Here is a 19,150-nt window from a genome sequence, read left to right as displayed (position 1 = left end):
TAACCTAACTCTGGCATCCCTGCGCTGTGGATCGGAACTGCCGCGTGCAATTTTATGCCTTCACAAGTGACGGGCGAAAAATTCGAGCAAGCGCTTCCATGCATCAGCAGCGGCGTCGGGCCGGTAGGAGTCACGCTCATCGCAGAAAAAGCCATGGGGGGCACCCGGATACACCACAACGTCGGCTTGTTTTCCAAGCTCTTTGAGTCGGGCCTCGATGCGGCGAACGTCTTCCATGGGAATCAACGGGTCCGCCTCGCCAAAGAAGAGCAAGATGGCCCCGCGTAACTGCTCCGCATAATCCAAGGGTGCCTTGGAGCCTTGGTCATTCGGATTCATGACACTGGCGATGCCGCCGCCGTAAAACGCCACTGCAGCCCGTACATTTGGATTCCGACACGCGGTGAGGAAGGTCACTCGCCCACCCATGCAAAACCCTGTGACACCGATCCGATCGCGCTTCACCTCGGGCAATTTCTGCAAAAAGCCGATGGCGGCATTCATGTCACGAACGATATCGTCATCGCGTAAACTGGTTAGCAACCGAATTGCCTCTGGAACGTTGTCGTAAGGCACCACTGTGTTGGGGGCGATCCGGTGATAAAGGTCAGGAGCCAAAACGACGTAGCCCTCCGCGGCCAAGCGCTCCGCCACCCTCTTGATGTGCCCGTTCAGGCCAAACGCTTCCATCACCACGACAACTGCCGGGTACGGTCCGGCTCCACGCGGCTCGACCAAATAGGCGGGCATCGCCTCGCCATTTACAGCAACAGAAACCATCGTTCCGGACACTTCCATCGCTTGCCTCCTCGACTGGCGGGCGGGTATACGGCTGGTCCCGGATCAATGCAACACCCCAGCAAAACCCCGTTTGCAAGACTGCAGGCCCTCGACTACTAAACCGCGCTCGGCCACTCGGCAAGGAGGCTCACAGTGCGACGTGACAAGACCAACTACGTGATCCAGTCAGTGTCTCATGCCTTGGACGTCTTGGAGCAGTTTGCCGGCAACCAGGAGGAGCTGGGGGTCACGGAATTGAGCAAGCGCCTCAAGCTGCACAAGAACAACGTCTTTCGGATCCTGGCCACCCTCGAGGCCCGTGGATACATCGAGCAAAACAAGCTTACCGAGAACTACCGGCTGGGGGTTCGTTGCCTTTCGCTCGGTCAGCGGTACCTAAGCCAAGTGGGTCTGCTAAAGCCGGCGCGGCCAGTGCTGCAACAGTTGGCACAGGCCTCCGGAGAGACGGCTGTTATCGGGGTTGTGCGCCTCGGGATGGCCGTGGTGCTGGATGCTGCTCATGCGGAGCAACCGGTACGGGTGGTGGCTCGGATGGGGGAACCCATTCCGCTGCATTGTTCTGCGATCGGAAAGGTTGCCTTGGCCTTCGGCGAGACATCCCTGCGCGAGGGATTGACAGAGCCCCTGAAGCCGTGCACGGAGAAGACGGTTGTGGACAAAGAGCGGCTGTTCGCGGAGCTTGACCGTGTAGCCGCCCAGGGCTTTGCGACGGAGGAAGGCGAGCACGTGGCAGACGTGACTGCCGCAGCCACGCCGGTCCGGGACTACACTGGTTGTTTTGTCGCTGCTCTCGCCCTGTTGGGTCCAGTTCACCGGATGACCGAGCAGCGTTTGCGCGAACAAATCGTGCCGCTGCTTGCGCGTGCGAGTGAGGAGCTGTCCGCCCGCCTGGGGTTCGAGCCAAAGAAGTAGCTTCGCCGTCGCTCGCCGTGAGTTCCTTGAACGACTTCCAGCCCTATGGTACCGGGTGGGAGTTTCGCAATCCGCGTGAAAAGGAGGCACGTCTGTGAAGGTTCTCGTTACCGTAAAGCGGGTGCCAGATCCTAATGCGACGATTAGGGTCAAGCCCGACGGGACAGGCATTGTCACGGAAAACCTGAAATACGTCGTCAACCCGTTCGACGAAATCGCTATCGAAGAAGCGCTACGGATCAAAGAAAAAGGCGGCGGTGCTGAAGTGGTTTTGGTGAGCATTGGGGCAAAGGTCGCGCAGGAGCAATTGCGTACTGGCCTCGCCATGGGTGCTGACCGGGCCATTCTGGTGGTTGCTGAGCAAGAACTGGATCCGTTGGGTGTTGCTCGGATCTTGCAGAGGATCGTAGAGCAAGAAAAGCCTGACCTCGTGTTAATGGGCAAGCAGGCAATTGACGATGATGCGAACCAAACCGGGCAAATGTTAGCGGCGCTGCTCCAATGGCCGCAGGCGACATTCGCATCGAAAAAGGAAAGTTTGGAGTCGGAGGCGGAAAAAAGCGGCCTCCCCGGGATCCAACTTGCCAACGGTCGGGCTACCGTGGTGCGGGAGGTAGACGGGGGTTTGGAAACCGTGGAAATCCCGCTCCCTGGTGTGGTCACGGTCGACCTCCGGCTCAACATCCCGCGCTATGCCTCGTTGCCCGGCATCATGAAAGCACGGAAGAAGGAGCTTAAGGAGATTCCCGTGGCCGACCTCGGGGTCGACGTCACTCCGAAGCTCCGGGTACTCCGGCTCGACCCACCACCTAAGCGCAAGGCGGGCCGTAAGGTGAGCTCAGTGCAGGAGCTCGTTCATTTGCTGCACACCGAAGCAAAGGTCATCTGAGGAAATCTTCAATCCAGGGAGAAGCGATCCATGGGTAACGTATTGGTGTTTGCGGAGCATCACGGCGGAAAGCTCGTCAAGCCGAGCCTGGTCGCGATCCAGGCGGGAAGGACCTTGGCAGCAAAGTCGGGGGGCCAGTGTCAGGCGGTGATTCTCGGGAAGGCAATTGACGCGCTCGCGGTCGAGTTGGCTGAGTACGGCGTGCAGCACGTGTTCGCGTTAGAGCACGACGCGTTTGAGCATTACACAGCCGATGCTCACGCTGCCGCGCTTGCGCAATTGGTCCGGGACAAGAACGTAGAGACCCTCTTGGCTACCTCTACGGCGGTGGGCAAGGATCTGCTTCCTCGGGTGGCTGGCCTCCTCGGAGTTGGCATGGCCAGTGACGTACTTGCCTTTAACGACGATGGCACCATGACACGCCCGATGTATGCCGGTAACGCGGTTGCCACTGTCCGTCTCGAAAGTTCTCCGCGGGTGATCAGCGTGCGCGCCACGGCTTTTGATGCAGCAACGAAGGACGCACAAAAAGCACCTGTGGAGAAGCTGGCGGTGAACCTGGATGCCAACGCGCAGAAAATCCGGTTCGTCGAATTCAGCGAAACCAAGTCAGACCGCCCGGTGCTCACCGAGGCCCGCATCGTCGTATCCGGTGGACGCGCGCTCAAATCAGGCGAAAACTTCAAGACGATCCTCGAGCCCCTCTGCGATGTTCTCGGGGCCGCAATGGGAGCAAGCCGTGCGGCGGTGGACGCGGGCTTCGTGCCCAATGACTTGCAAGTCGGCCAGACGGGGAAAGTGGTCGCTCCGGAGTTGTATATTGCTGTTGGCATTTCTGGCGCCATCCAGCATCTAGCCGGAATGAAGGATTCAAAGGTGATCGTCGCCATCAACAAGGACGAAGAGGCGCCGATCTTCCAAGTTGCGGACTACGGCCTGGTGGCCGATCTGTTCAAGGCAGTGCCCGAGCTCACCGAGGAGATCAAGAAGCTTAAATCTTCTTAAGCCCCCCTCGCTGGTAACGAAGCGATTGCTGGGAGCTAGCCGAGCAAACGGCTAGCTCCCAGCAACGTTTTCTGCACCTGCATCGTAGAAAGCTGCGTGCTCTACTGGGACGGCATGCCTTCGCTGCTTAAACCGGCCCCGGTGACACAAAGGCAGCGGATCGGCCGCAATTACGACGCAGCGCTCTCCATCCGTTCGGCAACAATCTCCATGACGTCGAGGGCCTGCACCTTCTCTTCCAAGTTTTTCGACTTGATCCCGTCGTCGATCATGGTCATGCAGAACGGGCAAGCCACAGCCACAGCATCCGGATGGGTTTCGAGGAGTTGATCAACGCGGCGTAGATTGACGCGCTTATCCGGATCCTCCTCCATCCACATCCGGCCGCCTCCTGCACCACAACACATCCCGAAGCGGCGCGACCGTACCGGCTCTTTGAGTTGCACCCCAGGGATGCTCTGCAGAATCTGCCGCGGAGCCTCGTACACTTCGTTGTAACGTCCCAGGTAGCACGAGTCGTGGTACGTGACTGTACGAGTTCCGTTCGGAGCAAAGCGCAGCCGCCCATGGGCGATCAGCCGCTGCACAAATTCCGTGGCGTGGTACACCTCGTAATTGCCGCCGAACTGTGGGTACTCGTTCTTCAAGGTGTTGAAGCAATGGGGACAGTTGGTGATGATTTTCTTCACGCCGTACCCATTGAGCACCTCCACGTTCATTTGCGCCATAGATTGGAACAAGTATTCATTGCCAATGCGGCGCGCGGTTTCTCCATTACACAGTTCTTCTTTGCCGAGAATCGCGAAGTCCACGCCTGCTTGTTTTAGAATCTTAGCCACCGCCTGCGTGGTTCGTTTCGCGCGCTCGTCGAAGGCACCCGCGCACCCGACGTAGTACAGGTACTCAGCATCCGGCTTTTCAGCCATCGTGGGGATCCCTAAACCCGCCGCCCAAGCATCTCGCTGGCTCGCGTCCACCCCCCAGGGATTGCTTTGTGTCTCCATGGCTTTGAACGTGCGCGTAAGTTCGCTCGGGAATCGAGCCTCTTCCTGCACCAGGTGCCGGCGCATGTCGACGATCTTGTCCACGTATTCGATCAGCACCGGGCACGCCTCCTCGCACGCGCGACACGTGGTGCAAGCCCACAACACCTCATCGAGGATCAATCGCTCGCCGACGATGTTCTCGCCAACATTTGGCGCCTCTGACGGCCCGTTCGTGCCCAAAGCGGCATTGGGGAGCGCCAACATCGCGTCTTCATGCTCGTACAGATAATCGCGCAAGTTCAGCAACAATTGGCGAGGCGCCAACAACTTGCCGCTCTGAGTCGCTGGGCAGTGCGACGAACAGCGCCCACACTCGGTGCACGAATACATGTCGAGCACCTGCTTCCATGTGAAATGGTTGATGAAGGACGAACCAAAGCGCGTGGCGTTTTCTAAGTCTTGCTTGGAGAGAGCGCCCTTCGGTTGCGTTTTCAGGAAGAACACGTTGGGTAACGAAGTAATAATGTGGAAGTGCTTCGACAGCGGGAGGAGGTTCAGGAACACCAGGATGATCGTGTTGTGCAGCCACCAACCAAGGTCGCTGAAAAACTTCGCACCCTCGGTGCCGAACCAAGCAGCGAGGGCGTGCCCGACCATGCTGCTAAATGGTTGCCAAGCTGCCTCTTGTTGGACTTCAGGATTCGCCCCCGCGTAGATCATCCGCCCGCCATCGTAGAGTTTCCCCCCGATCATGATCCCGCCAATGAAACAAAGAATCACGTAGGCTTCCCAGTGCGACTGTTTGGCGAGCCGTTCTTCCGCTGGTAGAAAGCCGTACAGCCGTTTCGGGTGCGTCACTGCCCAACGCGTGAGGAGAAAGATGATGCAAATCAGCACCACCACCTCCATGATGTCCTTCAGCAAAAAGTACGGGCCTCCAAGCAATCCCGGGCTAAACAGGGGAACGTAAAAATGCTCCGAGTAGGCGCGTCCAAACATGGTAAGCACTTGAATGGCGAGGATCATGAATCCCCAGAAGACAAAGAAATGCAGCCACCCGGCTTTCCATTCGCTGATCGGCGAGGTGGGGGGCGGATCGGGGACGATGAACTTACGCTGTCCAAAGGCGTATATCAGTACCGCCTTGATGCGCTCCGGAATGTTATCGAAGCGCGAATCCGGCTGTGACTTGAGCAAGATCATCACTCGCCGGTACATGGTTCGCCCAAACCAACCGAGGGCGATCAGCATCATGACGCTGAAAATCAGCGCAGTCATGCAGAACCTCCATGGAGAGAGAAACAGTGGTGAGTAGGCCGAGTCCTAAGATAAAGGCATCCCAAACACAAGGTCGCGAGCCGCGTCCGGTCGTTCGTGCGGCGATTGTCGTTGCGCTCTGGTCGCTGTGCAGCACTGCGAGCGCCTGTGAGCAGCGTCCTGCGGTGATCATCGACACTCCAGATGGAGCGGTGAGCGTACCCGTCGAGATTGCCGACACGCCCGCGGAGCGGGCCCGCGGCCTCATGTACCGGCGAGACCTCCCAGCCAACGCGGGGATGCTGTTCGTGTTCCCCAAAGCCGAGGTCTTGCAGTTTTGGATGAAGAACACGCCCCTTTCGTTGGACATGATCTTTTTCGACAGCGAGCGGCGCATCGTCGGCATCGTAGAACGCGCCAAACCGTTTAGTACGCGCGCGTTGGGACCCGATACGCCCGCACAATATGTGCTCGAAGTGCACGGCGGCTTTGCCGCTCGACATGGAATTACAACGGGCCAACAAGCGCGGTTCGTAAACGTGCCTGCGGCGGTCGAGTAGCCGCTCAGCGGCCCTGCCTTGCGACTGTCAACTGACAAGGGCAATCGACCACACCCCGACCAAGCCGTACGGTGACCCCAGCGCTCGACAGGCAATCCTCGGGCTATGGGGGGCAGACAGAGCGCACGGTGCCGCTACGTAACGGTGCTTTGCGCGTGGCCGCCAAGCCTCCGCCCTCGATCCTCGATCCAATTTTTTCGCAGCCACCTCTTCTTTTTTTCCTCGAAACGAGTTCCCTTGCCGAATCCTCTGAGCTTGGTAAAGTAGAAGCTCCGCATGCACCTTTTTGGTGAGGAGGCTCGGGACCGACACACCGCGCGGATTCGGGTGCAAAGCTTGATTCCGAGGTGTGGCTGGGGCAGGGGATCTTTTTTCCCATTCTTGAGCCCGCGGTGCTGGTCTTTTTCGGTCGGAGTGTTGCCGGCCGCGCAGCGACGCAAAAAGAAAGGAACAGCGTATGGCGATCGCACCAAGTAAAGCAAAAGAGCATCGACTGCGAGCACGCGAGAAACTCGCGCTCGTGCCACCCGCGTTAGATGACCCATTAAGCGAACCGACGTCCCCCACAACGAACAAACCTGGGGGCCTTTACGAGGAAGCTCTCGAACAAGGCGAGGAACTTCGGCGTCGGCCCTACATTGCGGGGGGCGTTCTGCAAGTCATCCGCCAACATTCCAAAGGACGGATGACGGTCTGGGAACGGATCGAGGTTTTACAGGATAAAGGGGTGCAACCCTTCATCCTGTATCAGAACTGGGGCCGCAACCTCGATGGTGCGTCCATCGTCACCGCAATTCTCAAAATTCGCGGGCGCGATGTTGCCCTTTATGGGCACGATTTCACCGTACGTGCTGGCTCGATGGACGCGACCAACGGTCGCAAGCTTGCCAATCTCATTTACCTGGCGGGCAACCGCGGCATTCCACTCATCGGAATGAACGACAGCGCTGGCGCCTTTGTACCTGCGGGGGTCGGCGGGTTGGATGGTTATGCCGAAGCCTTCACCGCGCTGCGGAAAATTAGCGGCGTGGTGCCGAGCATCATGTGCATGTTCGGCTTCAACGCGGGCGGTGGCGCCTACCTGCCGCGCCAAGGGAGCTTCATGATTCAGCCGGCCAATACGTTTTTTGGGCTCACCGGTCCGGGCGTGGTGAAGAGCGCTCTCGGTGAGGACGTTACTCCGGACGAGCTCGGCGGCCCCAAGGTGCACGGTGCGAGCGGTGTGACAGACATTACGGTGGCGGACGAAGTTGCGGCCCTGCGCACGGCCCAGCGACTGTTAAGCTACTTGCCCGATTCCAATCGTGTCAGCCCTCCGTATCAGCCGACAAGCGATCCGGTGGATCGACGCACGGTGGAGATCGACACCCTGCTGCGCAAGGCCTTCAACTCACCGACGGGTTTCAATACGCCTTTCGACTCTTCGATCATCATCCAGCAAGTCTGTGACCACGGGGACTACTTCGAGCTTCAGCCTGACCGAGCTCGCAATGCGATTACTGCCTTTGGCAGGCTCGGTGGGCATGTTGTGGGCTTTGTCGCCAACAACAGCGCCGTCGCAAGCGGGCAAATCGATATTGACGCCGCCTACAAGATCGCCCGCTTCGTCCGCTTTTGCAGCATTTACAACATCCCGGTCATTTTCATGGAGGACACCACCGGCTTCCTACCGGGCCGCGATCAGGAAAGCCGCGGCATTGTGCAGGCTGGCCGCGCCATGCTCGACGCAATTATCGATTTGCGCACCCCGCGGATCCTCCTGATTTTGCGCAACGCCTTTGGCGGTGCCTATGCAGCGTTTAACTCGTACGCCACCGGGGCGGACGTGGTCCTGGCCCTACCCACCACCCGCGTCGCCGTGATGGGCACTGCGGGCAAGGAGTACACGTACAAGAAGGAGCTGCAGCAGGTACGCGCCGCGGCCGCCAAGATGGCTGAAGAAGGCACCCTTCAACGCATCGAAGCCGGTATCCCGGCGGACGAAGCAAGACAAGAAGCGGAACGCGAGGCCACCGAGTGGCTACGTGCCCAAGAGGCAGAATTCAATCGGCGCTACGAAAAAGAACTCATGAATCCCCGCGAGGCGCTGAGTCTCGGCTCGATTTCTGAAATCGTCATGCCGACAGATCTCCGCTGGGTTCTGTGGCGCAATTTGCAGTTCCTACTGGATCATTATCAACCTGGTCCGTGGCAATCCGTACAAAGGGAGTTTCATTGATGTTGCCGGCAACACCAATTCAACAGCCCGAATACTTCAACCCATTAGTCCACCGCGATCGCCGTTTGAGCTTGTCGCCGTCACCGTGGGTGCGCTCGTTTTCTTGCGAAGACATGCGCATTCTCATCGTGTGCCGGGGGCCGATTCGCAAAGAGGCGATCGACGTGTTCCGCGAGATGGGCGTGGCCAAGGTGGGAATGCTGCTTTCGGAGAAGGACAGCATTGTGTTCCCCCGCGCTTTGTCTCCAGAGCTGCGCATCATGGACCCGAAGTGCGTCCACCCCGTGCCCGATTACACGGGGGCAACGAAAGAGGAGCGCGAAGAGCGCATCCAACAAATCATCCAGATCTGCAAGGAACACGGCTACGAGTACGTGTTTGCGGGCTACGGCTTCATGGCCGAAGATGCCCATTTTGTCCGCTCACTCGAGGATGCTGGCATCAAGTTCATCGGCCCCTGCTCCTACACGCAAGAAGCGGCTGGTGCCAAAGACGAGGCAAAGCGCACGGCCATTGAAAACCGGGTATCCGTGACTCCCGGAATCAACAACGCCACGGCGCGGTTGTTGCTCCGCAAGTACCCCACCCGCGAAGCGCTAGCCGAAGTGGTGCAAAAACACGGACTCGACGTACCTCAAGTGCGCTCGACGAAGCTCCGGCTGGAGGAAGTCGCGGACTTGGTGCTCGACGCCGCCTATCGCAAGCACATCGACCTGTACACGATCGATGAACTCGCCGAGCACATCCAGCTTGAGGCGGAGGCGTTATTGCGGGAGTATCCCGGCCGCCGCTTTCGCTTAAAGGCCATTGGCGGCGGGGGTGGCAAGGGACAGCGGATTTTCTCCGACCCCAAGGCCGTGCCGAGCCTGGTGCGCGAAGTCCTGGCCGAGGTGAAGGCCACCGGCGTGGGCGACAACAAGAACATGTTGATCGAACTCAACATCGAAAGTACCCGCCACAACGAGATCCAGATGGTTGGCAACGGCGAGTGGTGCATCACACTCGGCGGGCGCGACTGCTCCTTACAAATGCACGAGCAAAAGCTCGTCGAGGTCTCGATTACGGTTGAAGGGCTGCGCCAGGCCATCGAAGAGGCCAAAGCACGAGGGGAACACCAAAAGGCAGCCGTCTTGGAAAGCGACCTCGGCGTGCTCCAACGGATGGAGGCAGAAGCTGAGCGGTTTGGCCAAGCGGTAAAGCTGGACTCTGCCTCCACCTTCGAGTGCATTGTCGAGGGCGACCGCCACTACTTCATGGAGGTCAACACTCGAATCCAAGTGGAGCACCGCGTCTCGGAGCTGTGTTACGCACTCCGCTTTACCAACCCGGAGGATCCGAACGATTATTTCGACGTGCACTCGCTCGTTGAGTGCATGGCGCTGATTGCGCGACACAAGCAACGGTTGCCGCGACCTACGCGCGTGCCGCGAGAAATGGCGGCAATTGAGGTGCGGCTCAATGCGACCGACCGAGCCCTGCAACCGGCTGCTGGAGGTGTAATCGTCTCCTGGTCAGATCCGATCCCAGGGGAAATTCGGGACGACCAAGGGATTTGCATCAAAAATCCCGACACGGGGCTGTTCATGCGGTACCGCCTTGCCGGTGCCTACGACTCGAACATCGCACTGCTGCTTGCTACGGGTCACAACCGCCGCGAGAGTTTCGAGCACATCGCCGAGGTGCTGCGGTGCACCACGCTGAGGGGCATCGACCTCTTTACGAACCGAGAGTTTCTTTACGGCGTGGTCATGTGGTTTTTGTCGCGCGACGTATGGGCAAAACCGACTACGAAGTTTGTCGTCCCCTACCTCACTGCCGTCGGTGAACTGGCCCAGGAGGCAAATCAGCTCGATCTCGACCATGCCTTCCAACGGATCGCTGAGCACTTTATCGACTTGCACGCTGCCGCCGGTGGTAAGGAGGCTGCGGCCGCGGCACGACAGGTGATTGAACTCAAAGAGACGCTCTTGGAGCGGCCGATCCAGGCTCTCTTCGAAGAGCCGCACTTTCTGTCCGCATGGTTGAGCCAGCATCGTCGAGACTTCGAGTATGTCGGCGACGGGATTCGCTGGCTGCGGAACCCGGTCGAGGTTCTCGCCGATACCTACCACCTGCTGCACCTCGATGACCGCCCAGGCGAGCCTGCCGCGCACCGGATTTGGAACCATGACCAAGCCTTGCTGGACAAGGCGCGCAGCTTTTACAGCAAGCTTGCTGCGCGTCCCGGTGTGCCCCAGAGCTGGCCGGAACTCGACTCCTTGCTGCGCCAAGCGGAACCGGCGCTTGGCTTTGCACCTGAGCTCTGGCAGCGAATCCGCGCGGCTCACGAAGGCCATCAAGCCGGATTGGAAATTTTGTCCTTGCTGCCACTAATCGCGAAGGCCACGGGCTTTTACGATTTGCGCCTGGCCGACGACCTCACCGTGCTTATTCCCGAACGGCTGCTGGATCCGCACCACCAAGACGCCATGCGCAAAGTTCTCGTGCCACCTCCCGCGGCAGCTTCCGACGAAATCGTCGCCGCGATGGGCGGAACGTTGTACCACCAGGAAGCGCCTGGGCTACCGCCATTTGTCCAAAAGGGCAGTCACTTCGAGCGCGGCGATCCCCTGTACATCATCGAGGTCATGAAGATGTTCAACAAAGTCTATGCGCCGTTCTCGGGAACTATTTTAGAGGTGCTGGTGCCCGAAAGCGGCGTGGTTGTTCGGAAGGGTCAGCCGTTGTTCAAAGTCCGGCCGGACGAAGAGATCCAGCAGGAGGACCCTGAAACCCAGGCACGTCGGCGACGCGAGCACACAGAGCGGTATCTCGAACGCATGCTTGGTTGAGCCCGACCCGGGCTCGACCAAGCCAGACTCGCTGCCCACCCTACTCGCGGGTGAGGTAGGTATATGCCTGCAGCCCCTGCTCGTAGTGGCGCCGCAAACGGGCAGACTCCTCCAAGCTGATCTGGCCTGCACGCATCGCGTCCTCAATGGTACGGCGCACCCGTTCAACCAGTGCACCCTTGTCGTACTCAACGTAGCGAAGAACGTCCGTAACTGCGTCGCCTTCGACCACGTGTTCCACTTCGTAGCGACCGTCAGCCCCGAGGCGCACGTGCACCGCGTCAGTATCCCCGAACAAATTGTGTAAGTCACCGAGGATTTCCTGATAGGCCCCGACCAGAAACACGCCAATGTAATACGGCTCGCCATTCCACGGATGCAATTCGAGGACGTCACGAACGTCCCGCGGGTCGATGAAGCGATCAATTTTCCCGTCGCTATCGCAGGTCAGATCGGCGAAAATCCCCCGGCGCGTGGGCTTTTCGTCTAGGCGGTGAATCGGCATCACCGGAAATAGTTGCTTGACCGCCCAGTGGTCCGGCGCGGACTGGAAGACGGAAAAATTTCCGTAGTACGTATCTGCCAGGCCTTTCTCCAACGGCTCCAACTCCTCCGGCACGTACGGGAGATCGCGGACGATCCGTAGGATCTTCTCGCAACAGTCCCAAAAGAGCCGCTCGACCCGGGCCCGTTCCCTAAGATCGAGGAATCCAAGCGTGAAAAGATTCGTGGCTTCCTCCTTTAACTGCAGGATGTCGTGATATGCTTCGAGGACGTTCTTTTGTGAGATCGTCGCGTAAACCTCAGCAAGGTTTTGCAGCACCCGCGGATCGCTCTCAGACACCGGCTCCGGTGGCCGCCCCGAGATCATTTCATGCACGCCGAGCACGTCGAAGATCAACACCGAGTGGTGGGCGGTCATCGCTCGGCCGGACTCCGTGACGATATCGGGGTGCGGGAGACCCTTGGCATCACAGGCTTCTTGGATGGTTGCCACCACGTCGTTCGCGTACTCCTGCACTGTGTAGTTCATCGAGGAGTGGAAATTCGTTTGCGAGCCGTCGTAATCCACCCCAAGCCCTCCGCCAACATCGAGGAAGCGCGGACGGGCACCCATCTCATGGAGCCCGACAAAGATCATGGAGGCCTCTTTGAGCGCGTCCTTATGTGCCCGGATCGCCGTGATCTGCGACCCGATGTGGAAGTGCAACAACTCCAGGCAGTCGAGCATCCCCTCCGCACGCAGCTTCTCCACAGCCTCCACGATCTCCACCGCGGTCAGCCCGAATTTCGACCGATCCCCAGTGGAGTCCACCCACTTTCCGGCTCCCCGGGTGCTGAGCTTGGCCCGCACCCCAATGTGCGGCCGAATGTTCAGCTCACCAGCCACTCGTAAGATGAGGTCGACCTCGTGCGCCCGATCAACGACGATAATCGGTGTTCGCCCAAGCCGTTGCGCCAAGAGCGCCGTTTCGATGTAACTCCGGTCCTTGTAACCGTTACACACGATCAAGGCTTCGGGCGTGTCCAAAATCGCCAAGGCAATGAGCAGCTCAGGCTTGCTCCCGGCTTCCAACCCAACTTTCATCGGAGCCCCGTACTGGACGATCTCCTCTACGACGTGGCGCTGTTGGTTCACCTTGATGGGGTAAACGCCGCGGTACTGTCCTTGGTAGCCATATTCCAGCATCGCGCGCTCGAACGCAGCGCACAGCCCCCGCACACGCGCCGCCAAGATGTCCGAAAACCGGATGAGCATCGGGGTACGGACGCCCCGCCGCTGGAGGTCCTCGACCAACTCCAGCAAATCCACCGCCGGCCCTTGTTCTCCCTGAGGGCGAACCTCAACATGGCCTTTGGCATTCACCGTAAAAAAGCCCGCACCCCACGCCGATACATTGTAGAGCTCGATGCTGTCCCGCACGGTCCAGCCACGAATCACCGTCCCGTTGTCCCGCACCCGTAGATTCATGCTCGCCCTCTTAGCACATTTCTGAAATTTGTGCGGTGGCTAAAACTGTTTCTGCCGAAAAAAAACGGGGACCGGGCTCGCGCCCGATCCCCGCAAGCTCCAAAAACCAAGGCGTGTTACAGGCCGGTCGGTTGTGCTGCAGGGAGAAGGATCACATCCGGTTGCCTACGCAACCCACGCTGGTGCACAACATTAGCGTCGCTCCCCCGGATCCCCTGGCCAGTACGGAACTGCTCGGTAATGGCCAACAAGCCGGTTCCACGCACTGGATCCGTCGTCTGTACGCCCCGAATAATTGTTTGCCCGGTGAACGTACCCTGCACAGCCACGTTGAAAATAGAGAACGCATCATCGCCAGCACCGGGCCGCGTATCGATATCCGACAATGCTATTTCCTGGAAGCAGGTAACACTACGGCTGGTGGAGAAACGCTGCTCGAACTCGTTGAACACCAGATACTGCGCAACCACCGTCCGCGGCGCCTGGAAGTTAAAGTCCTGCGAGCAAGGCACAAGCGTAAGGTCCGTATTGATCCTGCCGCCACCCGGCAAAACGCCGGCAACGCTAACTCCATCGAAGAAGTGGCTCACCAGCAGTAAGTTGGGACAGCCGTTGTACTCCTGACCAAGCACCAGCGTGTTGTCGCGATTGTTTGCACCCTCGATGGCCTGGATTCCATAGGCGTTGTAGGTACGAGTGTCGCCTTGCTCCACAATGCCAGCCTCGCCGATCAACGAGTTTTGGTCGACTGGTAACTCATCGTCACCCACCTGCACGCACTTGAGCTCACCAAGCATGGGGTCATCCGGAGAGGGCGGAATCGACCCCGAGTTAAACTCGCCCTTTGGGCCAGGCCGGTTTGCGAGCGGCAGATCCGGCAGGCCTTGCGAAACACGCCAGTAGATGGGCTGCTTTGAGGTCAGCCGGAATGCAAAATCTGTCTCCTGCCACCCCGGAACACAAATGCCTCCGGTGCTGCAGTCGTTGACCCCGTACGGATTACACACCTGAAACGGAAACGTGCTGCAGCGCCCGTTGGCGTTCACATAAAAGCACCGGACGTTGACCGGCTGATCCGCCACGTTCGAAATTTGCACGAACGTATCGATGCCGTTCGAAGTGTCCACAACGAGCTTTGGGAAAACTAGAATCGCCGCTGGATTGGTGGAACTCACATCGGCCCAGGCCGCCACCGCGGCATAGCCCAATATCCCCGCAACACCTGCGGCTACAGCGAGTTGCTGCATCCAACGCACCCTACGCATTGCCCTTCTCCTTTCGCTTGGCTGGGAGCCTTCAGCCACCATCAACCCCTCACCCTAGATGCTCGCGCCTCACTCGCGGGGCGCGAGAAAGATCGTGTCCGGTCCTGCGGGAGGCACAAAACTCCCGGTGGTGTGCAAGCTATACGCACCCGAACGGGTGCCACCGAAGACCTGCGCCACACCGATTACCCCACCAGAGGTTCCGTCCGTTTGAATGACCGGCGTAATCTCGGTCATCGCCACGTCGGTTCCAAGGACGTTTCGGTGGAAGACCGACGTCACCGGATTCGTTGGCGCATCAATGTCCGAGAGTTGCGTGTTCAGGTAGCAGGTCACCGTAGTGCTAGCCGAGAACCGCTCCTCAAATTGGTTGTAAACTAGGAACTGCAACGTCACGCTCCGAGGAACCTGGTTCTCTAGGTCCTGAGAACAAGGTACCAAGGTGAGTTCCGTGCGTGCGCCATTAAAACCCTCGGCCGGGTGATTCAGCCAGAGCTTCTCCGGACACGCTGCGTACATGTCCCCATCGAGCACCAATGGGTTCGTAGGCGAAACGTCAGGGTTACCCTCGATACCAATGGCGTTATAACGGGCCAGGTCGCCATTGGCCGAAGCCAGCACCGCTTGCCCGCGCAGGCGATTGCCCGTGACCGGCTCACCAGAGGCGCTGACCTCGACGCATTTCAGCTCGCCTTCAAAATCCGGCTTTGGAGGGATATGTCCTGGGTCGAACCCGGAGCCGTCGGCATTGAAACCGTCGGTCGGATCTACCCTGCGGCCACGCGCTACGGACCAGTGTGTCGGCTGTTGGCGAGTGAGCCACAAATCAAAGTCGGTTTCTTGCCACAGTGGCCGACAGGTCGCACTTTGCCGCTCGCATTCCTCACCCGTGACGATGTCGAACAAGCGCGCATCGACGTAGTTGCAGTGCACTTGGATCAGCGAGTTGCTCGCGTTCACGAGCATGATCACAGTGTCGGTGTTTTGATTTGCGACGACCTTTGGAAAGACGAGGATTGAAGCCGTCTTTTCCGATGTGACGTCGGCGCGCACCCCCGACGCCCCAACTCCCAGGACCGCCCAGGCACAAAGCCCTGAGAGGAACACATTCCACTTCACCGTTCGCATTGCCCTCCTCCTTTCCAGTCGACCGAACCTGCCTCACTCCCTCCGCCCATCTTTCCAACCCAGAGCGGATGCGCCACCCTCGGCACCGCGGAAGTGCGCGCATACATACTCAAAAAATCGCGGGCTTGTCAAGGAAGAATCGCAGGAAAAACACCACAATGCACTGCGACGGGCGCTGTGCGACCGCCACCACCGAACCACAGCTTCACCGGCACCTCGAAAACTTGCCAAGTGCCTACTTCTCCTTCTCCAACCGGCCCTCGCCCACATCAAGCACGCACGACTTTCTCCCGGCCGTTGCGCACATGGCGAGTCGCATTGCGCGTATCGATGACAAGCTGACTTGCCTCGACGATGAACTCATAGTCGAACACCGAATGGTCCGTCGCCACCACCACCGCATCCGCACGCTCCAGCTCATCCCGAGTCAATGGAACTGACGCCATGTTAAAATCATAATTTCGCGACCGCTTCAAGTACGGAACGTAGGGATCGTGGTAACTCACCCGCGCTCCTTTGCGGAGCAAGAGATCGATCAGTCTCAACGCTGGCGACTCGCGGGTGTCGTCGAGATCCTTTTTATACGCCACACCGAGCACGAGGATGCGCGCGCCCTTTAGGCTCTTTTGCCGCTCGTTCAACGCATCGGCCAGCTTCCCGATGACGAAAGCCGGCATGGCGTGGTTGATCTCACCAGCGAGCTCGATGAAGCGCGTGGTCAACTCGTACTCCCGCGCTTTCCAACTCAAATAAAATGGATCGATGGGGATACAGTGCCCGCCCAAACCCGGCCCAGGGTAAAAGGGGGTGAACCCGAAGGGTTTGGTTGCCGCAGCATCGATGACCTCCCAGATATCGATTCCCATGCGGTCGAACAGCACCTTAAGCTCGTTGACCAAGGCAATGTTCACGCACCGATAAATGTTCTCCAGCAACTTCGCCGCTTCCGCCACCCTTGCTGATGACACCGGCACCACCCGCTCGAGCACTGCCCCATATAAAGCCGCTGCCACGCGCGTGCAGGCCTCGGTAACGCCTCCAACCAGTTTTGGAATCGTGCGGGTCGTGAAGTGCGGGTTATTTGGATCCTCCCGCTCTGGCGAGAACGCCAGGTGCACGTCGACCCCGACGCGCAACCCGGATCGCTCCAGGATCGTTTTCAACACCTCGTCCGTGGTCCCTGGGTAAGTGGTGCTCTCTAGCACAACCAGCTGCCCAGGGCGCAGGTATTCCGCAATGGTCTCCCCCGTTTTCTCTACGTAAGACAGGTCGGGATCCCGGTTCGGGCTCAGCGGCGTCGGCACGCAAATCAGGATCGCATCGCAAAACCGGAGAAGCGCAAAGTCGGCCGTCGGGTAAAACTTCCCCGGCGAGGGTCGCGGCCCCTGATGGGCAACAATTTTCCCGAGCCGCTCGCTCTCGATGTGCCGGATGTAACTTCTCCCTGCCCTCAGCTCCTCCACTTTGCTCCGATCGATGTCGAAGCCCAAAACCGCCACGCCGCCCTCAGCAAATGTGGCAGCAAGCGGCAACCCCACGTAGCCGAGGCCGATGATGCCGACCAAGCCTTGCCGGCGCTCGAACCGCGAGATCAACTCCTCAACTGTCGGTCGCTTGTCCACCTCTGCGACCACACCCTCGCCCCAAACCGAGCGCCACGGTAAGTCGGACATCACCTCACCTTCTACCAATGAGTTCGCTTCACGCTACACCCAAGCGCCGGCGCCGCCACCTCAGGAAAAGAGCCGGCAGCAAGAGCCACGCAGACGACCAACCCGCACCCGGAGTGCCAGCCACGTTGCAATCACAACCGTTGCCTCCCTCACTGGGAGCAGGCCCCGTCGCCGTTCGCGTCGCGGTCGGGCTCCCCAGCGTTCGCGTGGACGTGGGCGTACCGATTGTTCCCGTTCCGGTTGGCGTGGCCGTTCTCGTCGCGGCCGGCGAGGTCACGGTCGCCGTCGGGCTCGGCGGCTGAGGCGTCGCGGTGTTGGTAACCGTCGGTGTGGGAGTGGGCGGCGGCTCCACACATATAAACCCGTCGCGACTACCGACTCCTGGAACCGGATCCCCGTTTGCGTCGCTCCCCACCACACCGGTCACATCGACACGCGCCTCCACATCCGTCAGCGTCGCTCGGCATGTGTACAACACCGCTCCATCGGGAATCGGATCCACGTTGTCCAGCGACACAACGACCGCACGGATTCCTGTGCACGCATCACCGCTGCATCCAGGGGGCAGGAACCCAAAGGTGGAACCGTTCTTGTTCAGCTCGGGATTCACTGTGCAGTCGGGGCGGCCGCCGGTACCGGCGTCGATGCGAATGCCACCAGTCAACGCCAGGTCGTTCTGTGTGGCCACAATCTGACGGTCACCTGCGGCGAGCTTGACCGTCACCGTCACGGGGCCACTCGCGGCAAGCACTACATCCTCGGCGTACACCGCGGGGCCTCCCGGCGCCGGGCGTGGCGAGGGACACGGCGTGCGCGGGATCGGCGTGCCGGGGGTAAGCGATTGCGTAGGAGTCGGCGTCTCCGTCGCCAGCGTGCCCGTTGGCGTTGCGGTGGGCCCAGTCGCAGTCGGCGTGGGCGAGGGCGTCGGTGTTGCTGTTTTTCGTGCTCCGGCCACAATTTGACCCAATTGCAAGACGATCTGCGAAGGAACCTCTCGCGCGGGCAACTGGTTGTCCGCCACCTGCAGCCTCTGGTAGGAGATGACCTGCGGGCCTGGTGAAGCGCTAGCCTGCGGCGGAAGGCTACACGTGAGCAACACCCCGTCGTCGATGACCGGCAAGGGGTTCGAGAAGGTCGTCGTCACCAATGCAAAGCGCAACCGATACTCCCCAGCCGGCACGTTCTGAAAATCCGGAGGTACAACTTCCAAGAGATGGTCCGCGAGCCGTGGATCCTTCTGACATCGAACTGGAACGAAGCGGCACGTTCCTCCATTGGGACACGTCTCTGAAAGCTGACACGGCGACTCATCCTCGCATGCTCCGGACAAATCGAACTGCGCTGTGCGAAAGATCAGGTCGAAGTTGACGGTCGTTGCCACCTCGCTCGAGTTTTCCCGCTCCAGACGTACTGTCATGGTTGCCGCCTCGGGCGGAGCACCATCCCCTCCCGTAAACGCATCGGATGTGGTGACACGAATCGTGACCACCCCTAGTGCCGGCAAGGCAAAGAAGCTCCAAATGCCAGCACAAGTCATCGCGGTCAAAAGGCTTGGCTTCCGTATCCCGTTTCTGCGAGCCTGCTGCGGCTGCACTTGCTGCCTCATTGGCGCCTCCTCCTGCCTAACACACCCACGCCTTTTCAACCTTCGCA

General features: G+C 59.6%; 13 protein-coding genes. 6 read left to right on the top strand and 7 right to left on the bottom strand.

Annotation, left to right across the window (positions count from 1 at the left end):
- Positions 1-60: 60 nt before the first annotated feature.
- Positions 61-798: a dienelactone hydrolase family protein gene (locus N3C12_08525; protein MCX8072481.1), complete on the bottom strand. Its 738-nt coding sequence runs from the start codon at positions 796-798 to the stop codon at positions 61-63.
- A gap of 135 nt (positions 799-933) precedes the next feature.
- Between N3C12_08525 and N3C12_08520 the strand changes: the two genes are divergently transcribed.
- The 3 genes from N3C12_08520 to N3C12_08510 all read left to right on the top strand — a co-directional run bounded on the left by N3C12_08520 (position 934) and on the right by N3C12_08510 (position 3,607).
- Positions 934-1,713, top strand: a complete 780-nt coding sequence (locus N3C12_08520) for an IclR family transcriptional regulator (GenBank protein ID MCX8072480.1) — start codon at positions 934-936, stop codon at positions 1,711-1,713.
- Between the two features lie 94 nt (positions 1,714-1,807).
- Entirely contained in the window at positions 1,808-2,602 is a 795-nt protein-coding gene (locus N3C12_08515) for an electron transfer flavoprotein subunit beta/FixA family protein (GenBank protein ID MCX8072479.1), read from the top strand.
- 30 nt (positions 2,603-2,632) lie between these two features.
- Entirely contained in the window at positions 2,633-3,607 is a 975-nt protein-coding gene (locus tag N3C12_08510) for an electron transfer flavoprotein subunit alpha/FixB family protein (protein ID MCX8072478.1), read from the top strand.
- A gap of 170 nt (positions 3,608-3,777) precedes the next feature.
- Here N3C12_08510 and N3C12_08505 read toward each other — a convergent pair whose 3' ends face one another.
- Complete coding sequence (locus N3C12_08505; protein ID MCX8072477.1) at positions 3,778-5,871, bottom strand: (Fe-S)-binding protein; 2,094 nt, start codon at positions 5,869-5,871, stop codon at positions 3,778-3,780.
- An 11-nt stretch (positions 5,872-5,882) separates the two neighbouring features.
- Between N3C12_08505 and N3C12_08500 the strand changes: the two genes are divergently transcribed.
- The 3 genes from N3C12_08500 to N3C12_08490 all read left to right on the top strand — a co-directional run bounded on the left by N3C12_08500 (position 5,883) and on the right by N3C12_08490 (position 11,459).
- A complete protein-coding gene (locus tag N3C12_08500; GenBank protein MCX8072476.1) occupies positions 5,883-6,410 on the top strand; it encodes a DUF192 domain-containing protein in 528 nt (175 codons plus the stop codon).
- 457 nt (positions 6,411-6,867) lie between these two features.
- Positions 6,868-8,628 carry an acetyl-CoA carboxylase carboxyltransferase subunit gene (locus N3C12_08495; GenBank protein MCX8072475.1) on the top strand — a complete coding sequence of 587 codons (1,761 nt, stop codon included), beginning with the start codon at positions 6,868-6,870 and terminating at the stop codon, positions 8,626-8,628.
- A complete protein-coding gene (locus N3C12_08490) occupies positions 8,628-11,459 on the top strand; it encodes a biotin carboxylase (protein MCX8072474.1) in 2,832 nt (943 codons plus the stop codon). Before N3C12_08495 ends, N3C12_08490 begins: the two co-directional genes overlap by 1 nt.
- A 40-nt stretch (positions 11,460-11,499) precedes the next feature.
- On the opposite strand, the gene speA is transcribed toward N3C12_08490, so the two are convergent.
- The 5 genes from speA to N3C12_08465 form a co-directional block, all read right to left on the bottom strand.
- On the bottom strand, positions 11,500-13,431 hold the full coding sequence (gene speA / locus N3C12_08485) for a biosynthetic arginine decarboxylase (GenBank protein MCX8072473.1): 1,932 nt from the start codon (positions 13,429-13,431) through the stop codon (positions 11,500-11,502).
- Between the two features lie 116 nt (positions 13,432-13,547).
- Entirely contained in the window at positions 13,548-14,696 is a 1,149-nt protein-coding gene (locus N3C12_08480) for a hypothetical protein (protein ID MCX8072472.1), read from the bottom strand.
- A 69-nt stretch (positions 14,697-14,765) separates the two neighbouring features.
- Complete coding sequence (locus N3C12_08475; protein MCX8072471.1) at positions 14,766-15,824, bottom strand: hypothetical protein; 1,059 nt, start codon at positions 15,822-15,824, stop codon at positions 14,766-14,768.
- 269 nt (positions 15,825-16,093) lie between these two features.
- A complete protein-coding gene (locus N3C12_08470) occupies positions 16,094-17,497 on the bottom strand; it encodes a nucleotide sugar dehydrogenase (protein MCX8072470.1) in 1,404 nt (467 codons plus the stop codon).
- Positions 17,498-17,525: 28 nt separating this feature from the next.
- Positions 17,526-19,103 carry an MYXO-CTERM sorting domain-containing protein gene (locus N3C12_08465; protein MCX8072469.1) on the bottom strand — a complete coding sequence of 526 codons (1,578 nt, stop codon included), beginning with the start codon at positions 19,101-19,103 and terminating at the stop codon, positions 17,526-17,528.
- Positions 19,104-19,150: the final 47 nt, after the last annotated feature.

The sequence above is a fragment of the Candidatus Binatia bacterium genome, assembly GCA_026415395.1.
Lineage (GTDB): Bacteria > Desulfobacterota > Binatia > HRBIN30 > HRBIN30 > HRBIN30.
This window is presented reverse-complemented; position numbering and strand designations above follow the sequence as displayed.